The sequence below is a fragment of the Flavobacterium agri genome (assembly GCF_013401995.1).
In the GTDB taxonomy this organism is placed as follows: domain Bacteria; phylum Bacteroidota; class Bacteroidia; order Flavobacteriales; family Flavobacteriaceae; genus Flavobacterium; species Flavobacterium agri.
Genome location: NZ_JACBJI010000006.1, coordinates 185691 through 202838 on the forward strand (window position 1 = coordinate 185691; position 17148 = coordinate 202838).

Consider the following 17148-nt stretch of genomic DNA (forward strand, 5'->3'; position numbering starts at 1 on the left):
TTACGGAGTTTGGCTCCTGAAAAAATACGTTTCAAATATAGCGGAATTTCCCACATTGTCGGTCACGACGAGCTTTAATTCATTGCGACCGTCGACGGCGAAATCGTCTGTGGAAAACCAGTGCGTGATGCGGCGCGACTTGTAATCGTACTCGAAAAGCACCCAATGCCCGTTCAAGTAGCCTTTGTATTCCTTGATTCCGGAAAGCGCGTCCGAAATCACGAACGAGAGGTTGCCGTCTTTTATGGTCTTGCCTTCTATTTTCTTCGGACTCGTGATTTTTGGAGCGTCGTTGTCTTTGGCAAGCTTGAATCCGCCGAGGTTTTTGGTATAACACGTGAACTTTCCGTTCTTGTATTTGGTCGAGTTGTAAACAAGACGCGAACCGCTTACGGAAGCGATGAATGTCTTTTCGCGTTCGCTTTCGGGAATCGTTTTATCTTCTATCGATACCGAAAAATTGGTATGGACCGGAATATCGTCGTTGCCGAAAGTCATCACGTTGCCGTCCACATCGAAATTCATGTACACGTCTTCGTAAAACGTCTTGGCCGGAATGAACACCGAAAAATTGCCTTTTTCAAGATTCGCGTCCTTGATGGCCGAAACCAAATATCCGGCCGGCTTGATTTCGGGCTCGGCCGTAGCTGTCGGCATCGCGTATTCTATCGGGATATTGATGACGATGTTGTTGCCGTAAAAATCGGAAATCTCCAATCTCGAGATCTTGTTCATGTTGGGTTCGACCAGGATCGCGCCTTGGGTTTCGTCGGTTTTGATCAAACTGAAATCGGTAGGTTGCTTACGAAAAAGCCGTTGGACGCGTTGGCCCGTTTTCCTGAATCTCGGATAATCGATCAAAGCATTGATGTAACGCGACTCGTCGAACGCGAACGTATTGAACTCGTAACCGTACGAAAGTTGTCCGTTCACGAAATTTTCCACTTTGTACACGCCATTTTTCCCGGGCGAATAATCGCATTGGTCGTAAGCCGAAATCCCGAACCCGACACGTCCGAAAGCGGTGATCTTCTCGGCGAGATATGTGCCGTCTTCCATAAGGCGAACATCGACCATTAGTGGTGTTTTGACCGTATTGACTTCGGAATTCGCATCTATCGGATAAACCAGAAGCGTCTGTAAAACCGGTTTTTTATTGTCGAGGATGATCTTGTCAAAACCGAAAAACAACGGATTGATGATTTTTTCGGATTTGGTGTCGCGGATTTCGAAATGCAAATGCGGGCCTTCCGAACCGCCCGTGTTTCCCGAAATCGCGATCACGTCTCCTTTTAAAACCGAGATCTCGCCGGGTTTCGGAAACAATTCGACTTCGAACGATTCCTGTTTGTACTGGTTTTCCTGAATATATTTTTCAATCGCGGCCGAACCCATTTTCAAGTGGCCGTAAACCGTCGTGAACCCGTTCGGATGGTCGATGTAGATGGCTTTTCCGTATCCGTAAGGCGAAATCTTGATGCGCGACACGTAACCGTCGCCAGAAGCATACACATTGAAGCCTTCTTTTTGTTGGGTGCGGAAATCGAAACCCGCGTGGAAGTGGTTCGATCGCAGTTCGCCGAAGTTGCCCGACAGCTGTAAAGGAATGTCGAGAGGCGAACGGAAAAAGTCTTTTGGGTAAACGTCCTGAGCATAGATAGGCGCATACAAAAACGAAAGGAGTAGAAAAAATCTCATGGCGTAAAGGTTTCCGCTAAGATAAAAAAGCCGCTGCAAACTCGGGTGTGTTTTTTCTGTATATAACAGGCTTTCGCGCAAATTATTATGGGTTACATCGATGTAAATCTCGTTTTTTCCGACAAAAAAATTTCGGTAATTCAAGTGAAATGCTACCTTTGCGTTTCAGCTAATGAACAGGGTTCCACATGAGTGAAATAGCAGGAATTATTGACACTCTCGAAGGCAGGATTCAAAAACTGCTCCAAAAAATCGACGCTCTCGAGGCGCAAAACAAGGAATTTCGGGAAGAGAAAATAAGGACGGCCCTAACGCTGGAAAGCCATTCGAAGGAAATCGACGGGCTCAAATCGGCCAACGAAACGCTCAGGATCGCCAATTCATTGCTTGGCAGTGACGAAAACAAAAGAGATACGAAGCTCAAGATAAATTCATTGATACGGGAAATTGATTACTGTATCGCCCAGCTCGCGGATTGATTATGGACGAAAAGCTGAAAATCAAACTCTCGATAGCCGACCGCGTTTATCCGTTGACGGTAAACATGTCGCAAGAGGAAGGCCTGAGAAGCGCCTGCCGGAAAATCGAGCAGATGATCAAGCAATTCGAAGAAAATTACGCCGTTCGCGATAAACAGGACGTTTTGGCCATGTGCGCATTGCAATTCGCATCGCAACTAGAGCAAAAACAGCTTGACAACGCCATAGACGGAACCGAAACCATCCAGCGACTGAGCGCCATGAATGAAATGCTTGCGGAATATCTCAACAGATAATACACACGTTCTTTTACACAGACAACGATACTGCCTACATTAGTTTCCATTTGATAAACTCAACACTAAACAATTCAAATGGGTGAATCACCGCTCCTAAAGCACGCCGGCTTGTCCCGGATCCTTGAACCGCGGGTTAACCCAAATCTTGTCATAACGAGTTTATGCAAGCGCCTAATGTAGGCTTTTTTTATGCCTTTTATCGAGGCTCCAAAACAGCAATACGGAGCGAAATTCCGCCTCCGCTAACACTTAATTTAACACCAAATGGATAGCATTTTATTTATAATCATCGCGGCAGTCGCAGGAATCGGAGGAGGCTTTGCGGTCGCCAAGATGCTCGAGAAGAAAAGCGCCGCCAATCTGTTGGGAACGGCCAAAAAAGATGCCGCGCTCATATTGAAGGACGCGCAGCAGGAAGCCGAAAACATCAAGAAAGACAAAATCCTTCAGGCCAAAGAGAAATTCATCGAGCTTAAAGCCGAGCACGAACAAGTGATCTTGGCTCGCGACAAGAAAACCGCAGAAGCCGAAAAACGCATCCGCGACAAGGAATCGCAAGTGTCGAACGAGCTTTCGAAAACCAAGAAACTAAACGACGATTACGAAGCCAAAGCAGCCGAATACAACTCCAAACTCGAAATGCTCGACCGCAAGACGCAGGAAGTCGAGAAAATGCACAAAAGCCAACTCAACCAGCTTGAGGTGATTTCGGGTCTTTCCGCAGAGGAAGCGCGCGAACAACTCGTTGAAGGATTGCGTGCCGAAGCCAAAACAAAGGCGATGGCGCACATCCAGGATACGATTGAGGAGGCGAAATTGACAGCTCAACAAGAAGCCAAAAAAATCATCATCAATACGATCCAACGCGTCGGAACTGAAGAAGCGGTAGAAAACTGCGTTTCGGTGTTCAACATCGAGTCGGACGACGTGAAAGGCCGCATCATCGGTCGTGAAGGACGTAACATCCGTGCGATTGAAGCCGCCACCGGAGTTGAAATCATCGTAGACGACACGCCGGAAGCAATCATCCTTTCGTGCTTCGACCCGGTTCGCCGTGAAATCGCGCGTTTGTCATTGCACAAACTCGTAACCGACGGTCGTATCCACCCGGCACGTATCGAAGAAGTCGTCGCCAAAACAACCAAACAGATCGAAGAAGAAATCGCAGAAGTCGGTAAACGTACCGTAATCGACCTGGGAATCCACGGTTTGCATCCTGAATTGATCAAGATCGTCGGACGTATGAAATACCGTTCGTCTTACGGACAAAACCTTTTGCAGCACTCTCGTGAAGTATCGAAACTTTGCGGAATCATGGCAGCCGAACTCGGTTTGAACGTGAAACTCGCCAAACGTGCCGGACTTTTGCACGATATCGGAAAAGTGCCTGATACCGAAAGCGACCTTCCGCACGCTTTGCTCGGTATGCAATGGGCCGAGAAATACGGAGAGAAAGAAGAAGTGTGCAATGCGATCGGTGCTCACCACGACGAAATCGAGATGAAGTCACTTTTGTCGCCTATCGTCCAGGTTTGCGATGCGATTTCGGGAGCACGTCCCGGAGCGCGACGTCAGGTTTTGGATTCGTACATCCAACGTCTGAAAGACCTCGAGGAAATCGCGTTCGGATTCCACGGTGTGAAGAACGCGTATGCGATCCAGGCGGGTCGTGAATTGCGTGTGATCGTGGAGAGCGAGAAAGTTTCAGATGAAATGGCCGCTACCCTATCGTTCGAGATTTCACAGAAAATCCAGACCGAGATGACGTATCCGGGTCAAGTAAAGATTACGGTGATACGCGAAACGAGAGCGGTGAACATCGCAAAATAATCCGGGAGAAATTCCAAAAATAAAATTCCTAATCCCAATCTTTCAAGGTTGGGATTTTTTTCGGCCACGAATAACGTGAATCACACAAATGATTTTATTAGTGAAATTCGTGTCATTCGTGGCTAACTATTTACTTGCGCGGATGGAATTTGTTCATCACCTGCGTCAGATGCTTGCGATCGAGATGCACGTAAATTTCCGTCGTCGTAATCGATTCATGCCCTAACATCAATTGTATCGAACGCAAATCGGCGCCGTTTTCAAGCAAATGCGTCGCAAATGAATGCCGGAACGTGTGCGGACTGATTTTTTTTCCGAGTTTGATTTTTTCGGCCAAATCCTTGATGATCGTAAAAACCATAGCACGCGTCATACCTTTGCCGCGGCGGTTGAGGAAAATCGTATCCTCATGGCCTTTTTGCACCGATAATTGGTTGCGGACGGAACCGATATAAATCTCAAGATACTTTTGGGTGACGTGGCCAATCGGTACGAAACGTTGCTTGTTTCCTTTACCCGTGACGCGGACGAAACCTTCGTCGAAGAAAAGATCCGACATCTTGAGCGTCACGAGTTCCGAAACGCGCAATCCGCAGCCGTAAAGCGTTTCAAGCATCGTTCGGTCGCGCTCGCCTATTTTGAGGCCGCTTGCTACATCCATCCTACTCAAATCTATAGCCGCAATCAACCTATCGATATCGGAAAGCGACAACGTATCGGGAAGTTTGCGTCCTATTTTGGGCGTTTCGAGCAACTCCATCGGGCTCGTATTTCGGTAATCCTCGAAAATCAGGTACGAAAAAAAGCTCTTGAGCCCAGAAATGATGCGCGCCTGCGATCTCGGATTGACTTGTTTGGAAACGTCATAAATGAACTGCTGTACGGTTTCGTCGGAAATTTTTATCGGACTTACCTCAATTGCGTTTACAGACAAATAGCCGCACAACCGTTCTATGTCGAACGTGTAATTCGCGATTGTATTCGCCGAAAGTCCGCGCTCTATCTTGAGGTACGATTGATAATTCTTTATGTACGATTTCCAACTGTCCATACCCAAATAAACAAAATCTAAAGCAATGCCAAAACAATGCTGACAGCAAATTCACACGATTATCATTAATTCAATATTTACTTACAGAATTTCCATATTGGTAAAATATAATTACACATTATAATTTTTTGTTGCATAATTATCATTATTTAGCAGATTTTACGCCGTTAAAAAAACGTGAATTAAGAATTCCTTAAGCCTCGTGCAAAACTCAAGAATCTAATTTTGGAATCAAATAACCCATTAAACACAACAGTCATGAAATCATTGAAAATCTTAGTAACAGGACTTCTATTTTTTGGAGCTTCGGCGATTTACGCGCAGAATGAAGCTGATAATAAGACCGACCGATCGCCAAGTTTCGGTGTAAAAGGTGGTGTCAACTTCTCGAACGTCATCGGGGATGATATAGGAGACACAAGCTCCAGAACAAATTTCCACGTAGGTGTGGTCGGGGAATTGCCTTTGGCCGATATCTTTTCGCTACAAGCAGAGGTCCTTTACTCAGGACAAGGATTCAAAGCTAAGAATCCTGTGCTTTTCGGGGCTGACGAAGCCGTTTACAAACTGGACTACATCAACGTTCCGGTACTTGCAAAAGTCTATATCACGAAAGGTTTGAGTATCGAAGCAGGTCCGCAGTTCGGATTTAAGGTGAACGAAAAGGTAGAAGTCGACGGTGAAGAATCGGACGAGCTTGAAAATGCGGAAAGCTTTGACTTTGCAGTCGCCGGAGGCCTGACTTTCCAGACCGAAATGGGGCTTTTCGCCACAGGCCGTTACACCTACGGATTCACCGACGTAGTGGAAGATGCCGATACGAGAAACCAAGTCTTCCAGATCGGTATCGGGTACAAATTCTAACAGAACACAAAACACCAAAGACGCAAAAAGCCTCCTGAAAATAGAGGCTTTTTTGCAATTTAACCAATTGTATCAGAAGCGATATCCGGCTCCGACCTGGAATACGGCCGTACCGAAGTCTTCTCCGTCGTTCTCGTTGATGTTGACAAGACCTGCGTTGAAACGAGCATCTACGAATAGTCCGAAAGAAAATTCATATGCTGCGCCGCCAGCAAGTTGCACGTCGATAGATTTCGTATTGTCGTCGGCAAAACTATCGCCGCCTAATTTGGCGCCGAATACAGGCCCGGCTTCCAAAGCTAGGTTTTGGATGATATAGTATTTCGCCATCACGGGAATACGGGCATAGATAAGCTCTAAATCTTCGGCTCCTTCACTTTGGAAAAGAAGTTCGGGCTGCAAGTGGAAGTTTCCTGCAATCGGCAAATCGACCAAACCGCCGATGTATCCGCCAATTTTGCTGTCGGTATCTGCATCGCCGGTCCAGTTGCTTACGTTCAAACCAGCTTTAACTCCAAATTTTAACTGTTCAGACTGTGCGCTGGCGAATCCGAAAGCCAGGAACGCGCAGGCGCAAAAGAGCATTTTTTTCATTTCTGTTCTGTTTTAAGTTAATACTGCAAAGTTAGAACGGGCATAAACGCTGACCTTTCGCGCAAAAATGCACTTGTCAACAACTTTATGAACACGCTATGAACAGCTGTTAATAAAAAAGCCTCCGCGATGGGAGGCTTTCCAAATTTCAAACTCAACTACTTAAAATTTATACGTCAAACCGAAGTTGATTTGTGTAAGATCAAGACCTAGCTTGAAAGTGTTTTTAGCTTCTGCGTCGTCAACATCCGGCTTTTCGTTTGTGTAGCTCAATGCTCCGAATCCAGCCTCAAGAGCGAAGTGCTCAGACACGAAATAGCTGATGTTTGGAGTCAATGCGATACCAAAAGTGTTAGTTTTGAACTCAGGCGCCGGATCTTGCTCAACCTTGTTGGTCATGTAATAAGCACCCAATTCAGCGAAGAACGAAAAGTCATTCTTTGGAGTCGTGTAGTAACGTCCAAACGCACCTACCATGAACGAAGTGATTTTCTCATCTTCTGTAGCCGGAGCTTCATTTTTCGTGCTCTGGAAACCAAGACGCAAACCAACTGCGATGTTGTCTGATACGAACATTCCGGCAGAAGGAGCGATTTCGAAAGATGTAGATTTAACCTCATCTTGCTTCTCGCTAGAAATACCGATAGCGCCTGTCATGAAGACATCTCCGTTAGAAAAACCTTTTCCTCCGGTAGTCTCTTTGTCTTGTGCAGAAGCGATTCCGAAAGCGAAAAGCGCCGCAACTGAAAGCAATACTTTTTTCATTTTTTGTTTTGTTTTAAGTTAGTGAAACAAAATTATCACAGGTTTTTCTGAGAATGGTGGCTTCGTCCCGCACTTATCAACAAGGTTATTAACAATATTAACATTTGCTGTTTACAACTTAAATTCTTCGTTAAACTGTATAAGTTTTAACAAAACTCATATAAAATACGTGCCGACCGGCGTTTCTACTTTTACATAAACCTAAATGACCCATTATGAAGACTCGAATTTTTCTGGCTTTGATGCTTTTCGGAAGCGTAATGGCCACCCAAGCCCAATTCCTTCGTTTCGGTATAAAGGCCGGACCTAACTTTGCCAATTTCAGCGGCGGTGTCGACGGAATCGACTATAAATCGCGTACAAGTTTCCACGCGGGAGCCGTCGTCCAGATCAAACCTTTCGACAATTTCGCATTGCAGCCCGAAGTATTGTACTCTTCTCAAGGTGCCGATGTGGAAGGCGTAGGCGATTTTAACCTCGACTATATTTCGGTGCCGGTCATGGCGCGTTTTTTCGTGTTGACCGATAAATTGAGTATCGATGTCGGCCCACAATTTTCTTTCCTTGTAGACGATGCCGAAGTCGTATTCGACGAAGTCGCGGGCGATGCCGATACCGAATCGTTCGATTTTGCGGCGGCCGGCGGCGTGACACTCAACATCACCCAAGGACTTTTCGTGTCCGGACGCTATACCATCGGCTTGACCGAAGCCTCGAAAGATGCCGAAGTGAAAAACGCCGTATTCCAACTATCGCTCGGCTATATGTTCTGAGAGATCCTAAATAACCCTGTTTGAAGCCATCTTCTTGACGAGGATGGCTTTATTTTTGGCAACTTTGCTACTTTTACTAAAAACCTCACATGAAAATCATCATCATCAACGGTCCGAACCTCAATCTTTTGGGAAAACGCGAACCCGAAATTTACGGCCAGCATACGTTCGAGGACTATTTCGACATCCTCAAATCGAAATTCGACGCGATCGAACTCGACTATTTCCAAAGCAATATAGAAGGCGAAATCATTTCGAAATTGCAGGAAACCGGATTTTCATACGACGGCATCGTCCTCAATGCGGCGGCTTACACGCATACTTCTATCGGAATTGGCGACGCCGTCAAAGCGATTTCGACTGCGGTCGTCGAAGTGCACATATCGAATACGTTCGCGCGTGAGGAATTCCGACATCAATCGTTTATTTCGGCCCATGCGAAAGGCGTCGTGCTCGGTTTCGGGCTGCAGAGTTACGAACTCGCTATCCAATCGTTCTTGTCTTAACCGAAGATGTTCATGAAGAATTACTTTACGCTTTTGCTGATGCTTTTTTCCGTATCGGCATTCTCCCAAATTCGCGGCACCGTTACCGATGACAAAGGCGCGACCTTGCCCTTGGTCAATATTTATGTCGAAAATACCTATATGAGTACGACGTCGAACGACCAGGGAAAATACGACCTAAACATCAAAAAACCGGGCAGGTACAGCGTGCTTTTCCAATTCCTCGGATTCAAGACGCAAAGACGTGAAATCAATGTGGAAACGCTTCCGTACCAATTGGACGTGTCGATGCCAGAGGAAAGTTTCGCGCTCCAGGAAGTGATCATCAACCCGAAAGACAATCCGGCCGATCGTATAATGCGCAGCGCGATTGCCAATAAAAAAGCGAATTCAGAAAAGACATCGCGTTATAAAGCCGATTTCTACTCGCGTGGGATTTTCCGCATAAAGGACGCACCCAAATCCGTGCTCGGACAAAAACTCGACATGTTCGACGAAGTGCTCGATTCGACCAGAAGCGGGATTTTATACCTGTCGGAAACGGTTTCCAAAGTCGTATACCAAAAACCCGATAAGCTCAAAGAAACCATCATCGCCTCGAAAGTGAGCGGCAACGACAACGGTTTCAGCTTCAACAATGCGGCATCGGCCAACTTCGATGTGTACGACAACAACATGCCGTTTTATGTGAACATCGTCTCTCCTATTTCGACCGAAGCGTTCAATTACTACAAATTCCATCTCGAAGCGACGTTTACCGACGAGAACAACCACCTCATCAACAAAATCAAGGTCACGCCCAAACGCGCTCTCGAACCGGTGACGTCGGGCTATATTTATATCGTGGACGACAGTTTCGCCGTGTATGCGTGCGACCTCGACATTACCGGGCAAAGCATGCAGAATCCGGCGATCAACCTGCTTACGCTGAAACAGACCTTCACGTTCAACGTGCAGAACAATCTTTGGGTCAAAACCGCCCAGACGATCGATTTGAAAGCCGGTTTGCTTGGCATAAACGTAGACGGGAGATTCACGTATGTGTTCAACAATTTCGAATTCCAGGAAAAGTTCGAGAAAAACACGTTTTCCAGGGAAGTGCTCACAGTAGTCGAAGGCGCGAACAAAAAAGACGATAAATTTTGGGAGACGATCCGCCCGATTCCGCTTACGGTAGAAGAAACCAACGACTACATCAAAAAGGATATCCTTCAGACGAAGAAAAAATCGCGCGCTTATCTTGATTCCATCGACGCCAAATCGAACAAATTCGGCTTTATGAGCCCGATTACAGGTTATACGTTCAAAAATTCGTATCGCGAATGGCAATTGTCGTACGACGGCATCGCCAAAGGTTTCAGCTTCAACACGGTCCAAGGTTACACCTTCAAGACGGGTTTGAATTGGCTCAAAAACCGTGAAGAAAAACGTACGTTCACCTCGGCCGGCGTGAATTTCACGTATGGATTGGCCGAACAAAAACTGCGTTCGACTTTCAGCTTCTCACACCTTTTCAACCGCACGAACGATGCGGCGATCCGTGTTTCGGGCGGAAGCATGGCGGCTCAATTCAACGCTTCGAACCCGATCGGGCCGGTCGTGAATTCGATCAGTACAATGTTTTTCAACGACAATTACATGAAATTGTACGAGCGGAATTTTGCGAACGCCACGTATTCGATGGAAGTCGTAAACGGTATCGTACTCACGGGAATGCTCGATTATTCTGAACGGAAACCGCTTTGGAACAACACCGATTATACCGTGTTTCCGGACAATCCCGGCTATACGTCGAACAATCCGCTTGCGCCTGACGATTTCGTGACTCCGGCAATCGTCAAACACAATGTTTTTAAAACCGGATTGTACGCCAAGATCGTGTTCGCCCAGGAATACTGGACGCGTCCCGACGGAAAAGTCAAGATCGGCAACGATTTGTATCCGACCATAAATCTGGGTTGGGAAAAAGGATTCGGCAATGAAAACCGATACAGTTTCGACCACATTTCTGGAAATTTGAGATATGAACGAACGCTTGGCAACAAAGGAAGTTTCGAAACGATCGTCAAAGCGGGAAAATTCTTCAATGCCGATGATATTTCTGTTGTCGATTACAAGCATTTCAACGGCAATCAGACGCATATCGGCAAAAACGACCGCTATCTGTACGGATTCAACCTGTTGCCGTATTACGAGCAAAGTACGAACGATTCGTATCTCGAAATCCACGCCGAACACAACGACAAGGGCTACATCATGAACAAAATCCCGTTGCTCAACAAACTGCGCTCTACTTTGGTTTTGGGTTATCACAACCTTTGTGTACCTGAAAGAAACCCCTATCACGAGTTTTCGGTCGGGTTGGACAATTTGGGCGTCGGTAAATTCCGACTCATCAGAATTGACTACTTTAGGGCATATCAACACGGATTCGTGACCGACGGCTTCGTCTTCGGGCTCAAATTCCTAAATCTTTTCGAGTAAGACAATAGATGATAGACGGATAGATAATAGACAGATTAGTTTATAAAAACTCGTCTTGAATAAATTTGACGATTGACAATCCTGTCTCATTTTTTTTGTCTTTCATCTATTAGTCTATCATCTATTATCTAAAAAATCAAAATATGGCATTCAAACCAACCAACTACAATTCGCTTTCGCCTTACATCATGGTCGACGGCGCGCAACAATTCTCGGATTTGCTCAAAGCGGTGTTCGATGCGACCGAATTGCGAAAATTCGAACGCGAGGACGGTTCTATCATGCACCTCGAAATCAGGATCGACGATACCGTGATCATGGTTTCGGACGCTACCGACGATTATCCGGCAGAAACCGTGATGCTGCACGTGTACGTTCCCGACGTGATGGCGACGTACCAAAAAGCGCTCGACAACGACTGCCAAGCGCTCGAAGCGCCGACAAATAAAAATGGCGATCCCGACAAACGCGGTGCTTTTTTGGATTTTGCGGGCAATTATTGGTCGGTGAGTACGCAGATGTAAAACGGAAATTGACACTGCACTTATTTTGACGGCCGAAAAATCAAAAACAAACTCGAAAAGAAAGCGTTTGTGGCTTTATGTCGTTTTGTTTTCGGCGATGACCATAGTTTGTCGTTACTCAACGATGAGAATTCACGGACTCGCGGGCGTATGGGTTTTAGGCCTTGGAATTGTTTGCGGATCGGTTTTGGCCGTTTTTATAGTTGTCGGATTGCTTCGCGCCCTGAACGACAGAAGCTTTAATACCGTATTTCCTTCACTGATTGGGATTTTGGCGATCTGTATCGTAATTTTTTCTCCGATTGAACGCATTTTGGAAGCCATGAAAGCAGAACGCATACTCGAAGGGAAATGTGAACATACGGTCTCGACGGCTTGGATTGTCTTAAGAAAAGACGGCACTTTTGAATATTCGCCCGCGATGTTCCTCGAACCGAAAGAATATGAAGGTACGTTCGTCCATAAAGGCGATTCCATACTCCTTTCTTTTAGGAATTCCGTTCCTCAAACAAGCGCTAAAATGGTGTTCAGGTCGGAGCTTGGGAAAACATATTTGCACGGCTACGATTCGGTGGAAAACGTGTATCACGATTTTTATTTGGAACTGAACAAATTGGAAAAGTGAAGTTGAAGGATATTGTAGAGAAGGGCTTGGATGGATTTGGGTAATAGGATTGATTGAAGATTTAAGATTTGATACAGAATTTCTGTACGGAGGCAATTTGGGTTTCCGATAAATTTACGGGTGGGTGGTGGTGGCTTTTTTGTCAATGCCAATTACACGAAATAAAAAATCCGGAAGCGAAACCTCCGGATTTTTTTATTTGATGTGTATCGGATTTTGACTAAACACGGACAATATTCGCCCCCAAAGCTCTCAAACGTTCATCGATACGCTCATAGCCGCGGTCGATCTGTTCGATATTCTGTATGGTCGAAGTTCCTTTTGCAGACAAAGCCGCAATGAGCAACGAGATTCCGGCGCGGATATCAGGAGATGACATCGTGGTCGCTTTCAAAATCGATTTGAAATCGTGTCCGATCACGACGGCGCGGTGCGGATCGCAAAGGATGATTTTCGCGCCCATATCGATCAGTTTATCGACGAAGAACAAACGGCTTTCGAACATTTTCTGGTGGATTAAAACATCGCCTTTCGCCTGAGTTGCGACAACCAGTACGATGCTGAGCAAGTCTGGCGTGAAACCAGGCCATGGCGCGTCGGCAATCGTAAGGATCGAACCGTCGATATCGGTCTTTACTTCGTATGACTCGTGGGTCGGGATGAAAATATCATCGCCTCTTCTCTCTATGGTGATGCCAAGTTTGCGGAATACGTTCGGGATGACGCCAAGGTTTTCCCAGCTTACGTCCTTGATCGTGATTTCGGAACGCGTCATTGCGGCCAATCCGATCCACGAACCGATCTCGATCATGTCGGGAAGGATTCTGTGCTCGCATCCGCCAAGGCTTTCGACACCTTCGATCGTCAATAAGTTCGAACCTACGCCCGAAATTTTCGCGCCCATCGAATTGAGCATTTTGCAAAGCTGTTGCAGATACGGTTCGCAAGCGGCGTTGTAAATCGTCGTCGTACCTTTTGCCAAAACGGCGGCCATGACGATGTTCGCGGTTCCGGTTACAGATGCTTCGTCCAAAAGCATATCGGTCCCGACGAGACCTTCCTCTGTCTTTTCGACGCCGTAGAAATGGTCTTCGCGGTTGTAACGGAATTTCGCGCCCAGGTTGATGAAACCTTCAAAGTGCGTATCCAAACGACGGCGTCCGATCTTGTCGCCTCCGGGTTTTGGGATATAACCGCGTCCGTAACGCGCCAAAAGCGGGCCGACGATCATGATCGATCCTCGCAGAGAACCGCCTTCTTTGCGGAACGCGTCGGTTTCAAGATAGCCGACATTTACCTCATCGGACTGGAACGTGATCGATCCTTTGCCGTTTCTCTGGATTTTTACGCCCAAATTGCCGAGCAACGTAATCAATTTGTTCACGTCGATAATGTCCGGGATGTTGTTAATCGTGACTTTCTCGGGCGTGAGCAAAACCGCGCACAAAATCTGCAACGCCTCGTTTTTCGCCCCTTGCGGAGTCACGTCTCCTTTTAAGCGGATGCCGCCTTCTATCTTAAAAATGCTCATTTCTTAGTTTTTGGTTTCGAGGTTTATTTTTTTGAGATAAAAGATGATGGACGGATAGATGATAGACACGTTCGAGACTAGGGAAAATCTCTGGTCACAACGAAAGCCTTTTCACCAATCTATCAAATCATTTTATTTCAATATTAATTTCATTAAATATAATGGTCGATATGAATACGACAACCCAATTTCGATTATGGAATAGACTTTCAATTTTCAGAATAGGTTCTATTATCTATCCGTCTATCATCTTCAGTCTAAAAACTAGTTCTTCTTCTTGAACTGCTTCTTGTTATTCTGATTTTTATTCTTGTTCTGATGCTGGTTCTGTTGGTTTTGCGGCTGCATCGACTTGTTCGACGTCTTTTTGTTGGTACGCATGATTTCGGTCGTGCCCAGCAACTCTTCCGAACTTTCCATCAAATTGAGCGCACCGCCCGACATTTCGTATAAGTGTTCGAAAATCACCGCATCGGTCACCGTATCCTTGTTCCAGCTCAAATACGATTTTTTCATGTGGTTCGCAACCACTTTGATAAGCGCGTCCTTGAGTTCGCTGTCTTCCCAACCCATCGCGACATTGATCATGTATTGGATGTTGTTTCCGTAGAAACGATATTTCGGGAAATTCTGCGGATAGGCGAGCGGATCGGGACGCAACTGCAACACTTCCCGCGTAGGAATCGGATAAGGCGAATCGACCTCTATCCTGAAGTCGCTCATGATGAACAATTGATCCCAAAGCTTGTGCTGGAAATCGGGTACGTCGCGCAAATGCGGGTTCAGGCTTCCCATGACCTGGATGATATATTTCGCGGCCTTATTGCGCTCATTGCGGTCTTCGATAGCCGTTGCCTGGTCGATCAGCTTTTGCAGGTGACGCCCGTATTCGGGTATGATCAGCGGCGTGCGCTCGGCATTGTACTCCAAATGGTGTACGACATCGCTGGCTTTTTCTCTTTCGTATTTCATATTACAGGGAGACGATTCCGTCTATCGTGGAAACTTTGAGGTATTGGTCGATGATGCTCTGCGCATCGGGCATGACGACGTTTACTGATAAACTCGTGTATTTGCCGGTTTTCGATTTGGTCGTTTCTATCACCGCACCCATTCCGTTGAACGCGGTCTCGACGGCTTCGATTTTGTCGCGGCTTGTAGGAACGATGAATTTATACAGGTATTCGGTAGGCCATTTCTCGGTCGTGTTGTTGAGTTCGTCACGCAGCCTATCGTAAAACTCTTCGCTTTTTTGGTCCATTGCAATCAAATAAAAGGCAAATATAATGGACAATTGACAATGGACAATTGACAATTAGTTTAATAGTTGACAATTAAACGTTAATAATTGAAGTGATGTAGATGTTCGCTTCAAAATTCGATATTCACCATTAAAATGTCATTCCGACGAAGCAGGAATCTTTTCGTTGGATTAGATTCCTCCTTCGTCGGAATGACAAACGATTTATCCCATCAGCACTGAACCGTCACCTTGAGAAAAGTAGCCGGAATCACGGTCTTGTTCGCATCTCCGCTTTGGTTTTGCGAAGTGAGCAAGGCCTCGAGTTCCGATTGCAGTTGCATTTCCTTACCGATGTTGCGCGCCGCTTCGAAAGCGTTCATCGTCGGGCCGTAATAATCCCTGAATTTCTCGACGTATCGCACTGGCGAAACATCTGTCCTGAACATAAAGGTGCTGCGTTCGCACGAAATGTTCTCTTTAGGAATTCCGGCCTGTGCGAACCTTTCAATCACCTGTTCTTCGACGCCCCAAAGCATCGGGCTAACGAAACCTTCTGGCGGTGGCGGTGTATAAGCCGAGCTGATTTTGAGGATTTGCGCCACCAAAGTCGGATCGCCCGGAATCCAGTTGCCCATCACGATCCGTCCGCCGGGGCGCGTTACCCGTACCATTTCTTTGGCGACTTCGAACGGTTTTGGGGCAAACATGGCCCCGAAAATACTCACGGTCAAATCGAAACTGTCGTCGTTTACGTTCTCTAAATCGCACGCGTCGCCTTCTTCGAACGTCACGTTGCTGAGTCCTTCGTTTTGCGCGCGCAGATTTCCGGCTTCCACCAAATTTGAAGCGATATCGATTCCACGTACGTTCGCTCCCAGCCTGGCTTCGGGAAGCGCGGTCGTACCGTCTCCGCATCCCAGATCGAGTACGTCCATTCCTTTTTTCACGCCGATTTCATTTACGAGGGCTTCGCCGCTTTCGCGCATTGTGGCCGCAAGCTGGGTAAAATCGCCTTTTTCCCATAATGCTTTGTTCGCATTCATGATTGATTGATTTTAAATTATTGAATTGATTTTTTTCGAGACAACCAAACCTAAACAATTGGTTTCCCGAAATTTACGACGCAATTTTAAGAAAAACAGCTTTTGCACATCCGAAATTTATACGAGCTCCCGATTTATTTCTACGAAACCTGTTCTGGAACCAACTCCCAATCCGACCCAATAACCTCCCACATCTCACATTTTACATTTTACATTTTACATTTTACATTTCACTATTCACCATTCACTTTTCACCATTCACTTTTCACAATCGTCAACTTATACCTATATTCGCGCCCTATGAAACAAATTGTCGTCATCATCGGCGGGCCGGGTTCTGGGAAGACCACCATCATCGATCGCCTTTTGCAAATGGGTCATTGCTGCTATCCCGAGATTTCGCGCCAGGTTACGCTCGAAGCCAAACAAAACGGCATCGAACAGTTGTTTCTTGAAAAACCGTTGCTTTTCAGCGAACTTCTGCTCGAAGGACGCAAAAAACAGTTTCGCGATGCGCACGATGAACCCCATCCGATAGTGTTCATAGACCGCGGCATTCCCGATGTTTTGGCGTACATGCATTACATAGGCGACGCATATCCGGCTTCGTTCGACGAGGCATGCCACGAGCACAAATACCACAAGATTTTCCTGCTTCCGCCCTGGGAAGAGATTTACGAAAGCGACAACGAGCGATACGAGAATTACGACCAGGCCAAGCTGATACACCAACATTTGGTGGAAACGTATTCAAAATACGGGTACGACCTTATCGAAGTACCCAAAGAAACTGTCGAAAACCGTATTTCGTTCATGCTCGAACGCCTTTGATTTTAAGG

The 17148-nt window shown here is 46.3% G+C and carries 18 protein-coding genes and 1 other RNA gene; 11 read left to right on the forward strand and 8 right to left on the reverse strand.

Features of this window, described 5'->3' with window-relative positions; translation table 11 throughout:
* Entirely contained in the window at window positions 1-1698 is a 1698-nt protein-coding gene (locus HZF10_RS14205) for a M23 family metallopeptidase (protein WP_176006885.1), read from the reverse strand.
* Window positions 1699-1886: 188 nt separating this feature from the next.
* Here HZF10_RS14205 and HZF10_RS14210 point away from each other — a divergent pair, with 188 nt between their 5' ends.
* The 4 genes from HZF10_RS14210 to rny all read left to right on the forward strand — a co-directional run bounded on the left by HZF10_RS14210 (window position 1887) and on the right by rny (window position 4306).
* On the forward strand, window positions 1887-2177 hold the full coding sequence (locus HZF10_RS14210) for a hypothetical protein (RefSeq protein ID WP_176006886.1): 291 nt from the start codon (window positions 1887-1889) through the stop codon (window positions 2175-2177).
* A gap of 2 nt (window positions 2178-2179) precedes the next feature.
* On the forward strand, window positions 2180-2473 hold the full coding sequence (locus tag HZF10_RS14215) for a cell division protein ZapA (protein WP_176006887.1): 294 nt from the start codon (window positions 2180-2182) through the stop codon (window positions 2471-2473).
* Window positions 2474-2530: 57 nt separating this feature from the next.
* Window positions 2531-2637, forward strand: a non-coding RNA gene (gene ssrS, locus HZF10_RS14220) — 6S RNA.
* A 103-nt stretch (window positions 2638-2740) separates the two neighbouring features.
* Entirely contained in the window at window positions 2741-4306 is a 1566-nt protein-coding gene (rny, locus tag HZF10_RS14225; protein ID WP_176006888.1) for a ribonuclease Y, read from the forward strand.
* Between the two features lie 130 nt (window positions 4307-4436).
* On the opposite strand, the gene HZF10_RS14230 is transcribed toward rny, so the two are convergent.
* A complete protein-coding gene (locus HZF10_RS14230; protein ID WP_176006889.1) occupies window positions 4437-5357 on the reverse strand; it encodes a site-specific tyrosine recombinase in 921 nt (306 codons plus the stop codon).
* Between the two features lie 258 nt (window positions 5358-5615).
* On the opposite strand from HZF10_RS14230, the gene HZF10_RS14235 reads away from it, so the two are divergent.
* A complete protein-coding gene (locus HZF10_RS14235; protein WP_176006890.1) occupies window positions 5616-6221 on the forward strand; it encodes a porin family protein in 606 nt (201 codons plus the stop codon).
* A gap of 72 nt (window positions 6222-6293) precedes the next feature.
* Here HZF10_RS14235 and HZF10_RS14240 read toward each other — a convergent pair whose 3' ends face one another.
* Together HZF10_RS14240 and HZF10_RS14245 are read right to left on the reverse strand one after the other, a co-directional pair.
* Complete coding sequence (locus tag HZF10_RS14240) at window positions 6294-6815, reverse strand: porin family protein (protein WP_176006891.1); 522 nt, start codon at window positions 6813-6815, stop codon at window positions 6294-6296.
* A 162-nt stretch (window positions 6816-6977) separates the two neighbouring features.
* On the reverse strand, window positions 6978-7580 hold the full coding sequence (locus HZF10_RS14245) for an outer membrane beta-barrel protein (RefSeq protein WP_176006892.1): 603 nt from the start codon (window positions 7578-7580) through the stop codon (window positions 6978-6980).
* 215 nt (window positions 7581-7795) lie between these two features.
* On the opposite strand from HZF10_RS14245, the gene HZF10_RS14250 reads away from it, so the two are divergent.
* From HZF10_RS14250 to HZF10_RS14270, 5 genes are all read left to right on the forward strand, one after another.
* The gene (locus HZF10_RS14250) at window positions 7796-8353 is read left to right on the forward strand and encodes a porin family protein (RefSeq protein WP_176006893.1); all 558 of its coding nucleotides are present in this window, start codon (window positions 7796-7798) and stop codon (window positions 8351-8353) included.
* Between the two features lie 89 nt (window positions 8354-8442).
* Window positions 8443-8859, forward strand: coding sequence for a type II 3-dehydroquinate dehydratase (aroQ, locus tag HZF10_RS14255; protein ID WP_176006894.1), 417 nt, complete (start codon window positions 8443-8445; stop codon window positions 8857-8859).
* 12 nt (window positions 8860-8871) lie between these two features.
* Complete coding sequence (locus HZF10_RS14260; RefSeq protein ID WP_176006895.1) at window positions 8872-11343, forward strand: DUF5686 and carboxypeptidase regulatory-like domain-containing protein; 2472 nt, start codon at window positions 8872-8874, stop codon at window positions 11341-11343.
* 143 nt (window positions 11344-11486) lie between these two features.
* Window positions 11487-11867, forward strand: a complete 381-nt coding sequence (locus HZF10_RS14265; RefSeq protein WP_176006896.1) for a VOC family protein — start codon at window positions 11487-11489, stop codon at window positions 11865-11867.
* Window positions 11868-11991: 124 nt separating this feature from the next.
* On the forward strand, window positions 11992-12492 hold the full coding sequence (locus tag HZF10_RS14270; RefSeq protein WP_176006897.1) for a hypothetical protein: 501 nt from the start codon (window positions 11992-11994) through the stop codon (window positions 12490-12492).
* Window positions 12493-12712: 220 nt separating this feature from the next.
* Here HZF10_RS14270 and murA read toward each other — a convergent pair whose 3' ends face one another.
* From murA to HZF10_RS14290, 4 genes are all read right to left on the reverse strand, one after another.
* Window positions 12713-14023 (reverse strand): UDP-N-acetylglucosamine 1-carboxyvinyltransferase, encoded by a 1311-nt coding sequence (gene murA / locus HZF10_RS14275; protein ID WP_176006898.1) that lies wholly within the window; start codon window positions 14021-14023, stop codon window positions 12713-12715.
* A gap of 264 nt (window positions 14024-14287) precedes the next feature.
* Complete coding sequence (locus HZF10_RS14280) at window positions 14288-14995, reverse strand: DUF4290 domain-containing protein (RefSeq protein ID WP_176006899.1); 708 nt, start codon at window positions 14993-14995, stop codon at window positions 14288-14290.
* Between the two features lies 1 nt (window position 14996).
* Complete coding sequence (locus tag HZF10_RS14285) at window positions 14997-15284, reverse strand: DUF493 family protein (RefSeq protein WP_176006900.1); 288 nt, start codon at window positions 15282-15284, stop codon at window positions 14997-14999.
* Window positions 15285-15496: 212 nt separating this feature from the next.
* Window positions 15497-16309, reverse strand: coding sequence for a class I SAM-dependent methyltransferase (locus HZF10_RS14290; protein ID WP_176006901.1), 813 nt, complete (start codon window positions 16307-16309; stop codon window positions 15497-15499).
* Window positions 16310-16609: 300 nt separating this feature from the next.
* Between HZF10_RS14290 and HZF10_RS14295 the strand changes: the two genes are divergently transcribed.
* On the forward strand, window positions 16610-17140 hold the full coding sequence (locus HZF10_RS14295; RefSeq protein WP_176006902.1) for an AAA family ATPase: 531 nt from the start codon (window positions 16610-16612) through the stop codon (window positions 17138-17140).
* Window positions 17141-17148: the final 8 nt, after the last annotated feature.

Bases quoted from the DNA above. Each gene is read 5' to 3' on its own strand.
- HZF10_RS14205 (WP_176006885.1), bottom strand. From the start codon at position 1,698: ATGAGATTTTTTCTACTCCTTTCGTTTTTGTATGCGCCTATCTATGCT.
- HZF10_RS14210 (WP_176006886.1), top strand. From the start codon at position 1,887: ATGAGTGAAATAGCAGGAATTATTGACACTCTCGAAGGCAGGATTCAA.
- HZF10_RS14215 (WP_176006887.1), top strand. From the start codon at position 2,180: ATGGACGAAAAGCTGAAAATCAAACTCTCGATAGCCGACCGCGTTTAT.
- rny (WP_176006888.1), top strand. From the start codon at position 2,741: ATGGATAGCATTTTATTTATAATCATCGCGGCAGTCGCAGGAATCGGA.
- HZF10_RS14230 (WP_176006889.1), bottom strand. From the start codon at position 5,357: ATGGACAGTTGGAAATCGTACATAAAGAATTATCAATCGTACCTCAAG.
- HZF10_RS14235 (WP_176006890.1), top strand. From the start codon at position 5,616: ATGAAATCATTGAAAATCTTAGTAACAGGACTTCTATTTTTTGGAGCT.
- HZF10_RS14240 (WP_176006891.1), bottom strand. From the start codon at position 6,815: ATGAAAAAAATGCTCTTTTGCGCCTGCGCGTTCCTGGCTTTCGGATTC.
- HZF10_RS14245 (WP_176006892.1), bottom strand. From the start codon at position 7,580: ATGAAAAAAGTATTGCTTTCAGTTGCGGCGCTTTTCGCTTTCGGAATC.
- HZF10_RS14250 (WP_176006893.1), top strand. From the start codon at position 7,796: ATGAAGACTCGAATTTTTCTGGCTTTGATGCTTTTCGGAAGCGTAATG.
- aroQ (WP_176006894.1), top strand. From the start codon at position 8,443: ATGAAAATCATCATCATCAACGGTCCGAACCTCAATCTTTTGGGAAAA.
- HZF10_RS14260 (WP_176006895.1), top strand. From the start codon at position 8,872: ATGAAGAATTACTTTACGCTTTTGCTGATGCTTTTTTCCGTATCGGCA.
- HZF10_RS14265 (WP_176006896.1), top strand. From the start codon at position 11,487: ATGGCATTCAAACCAACCAACTACAATTCGCTTTCGCCTTACATCATG.
- HZF10_RS14270 (WP_176006897.1), top strand. From the start codon at position 11,992: ATGAGAATTCACGGACTCGCGGGCGTATGGGTTTTAGGCCTTGGAATT.
- murA (WP_176006898.1), bottom strand. From the start codon at position 14,023: ATGAGCATTTTTAAGATAGAAGGCGGCATCCGCTTAAAAGGAGACGTG.
- HZF10_RS14280 (WP_176006899.1), bottom strand. From the start codon at position 14,995: ATGAAATACGAAAGAGAAAAAGCCAGCGATGTCGTACACCATTTGGAG.
- HZF10_RS14285 (WP_176006900.1), bottom strand. From the start codon at position 15,284: ATGGACCAAAAAAGCGAAGAGTTTTACGATAGGCTGCGTGACGAACTC.
- HZF10_RS14290 (WP_176006901.1), bottom strand. From the start codon at position 16,309: ATGAATGCGAACAAAGCATTATGGGAAAAAGGCGATTTTACCCAGCTT.
- HZF10_RS14295 (WP_176006902.1), top strand. From the start codon at position 16,610: ATGAAACAAATTGTCGTCATCATCGGCGGGCCGGGTTCTGGGAAGACC.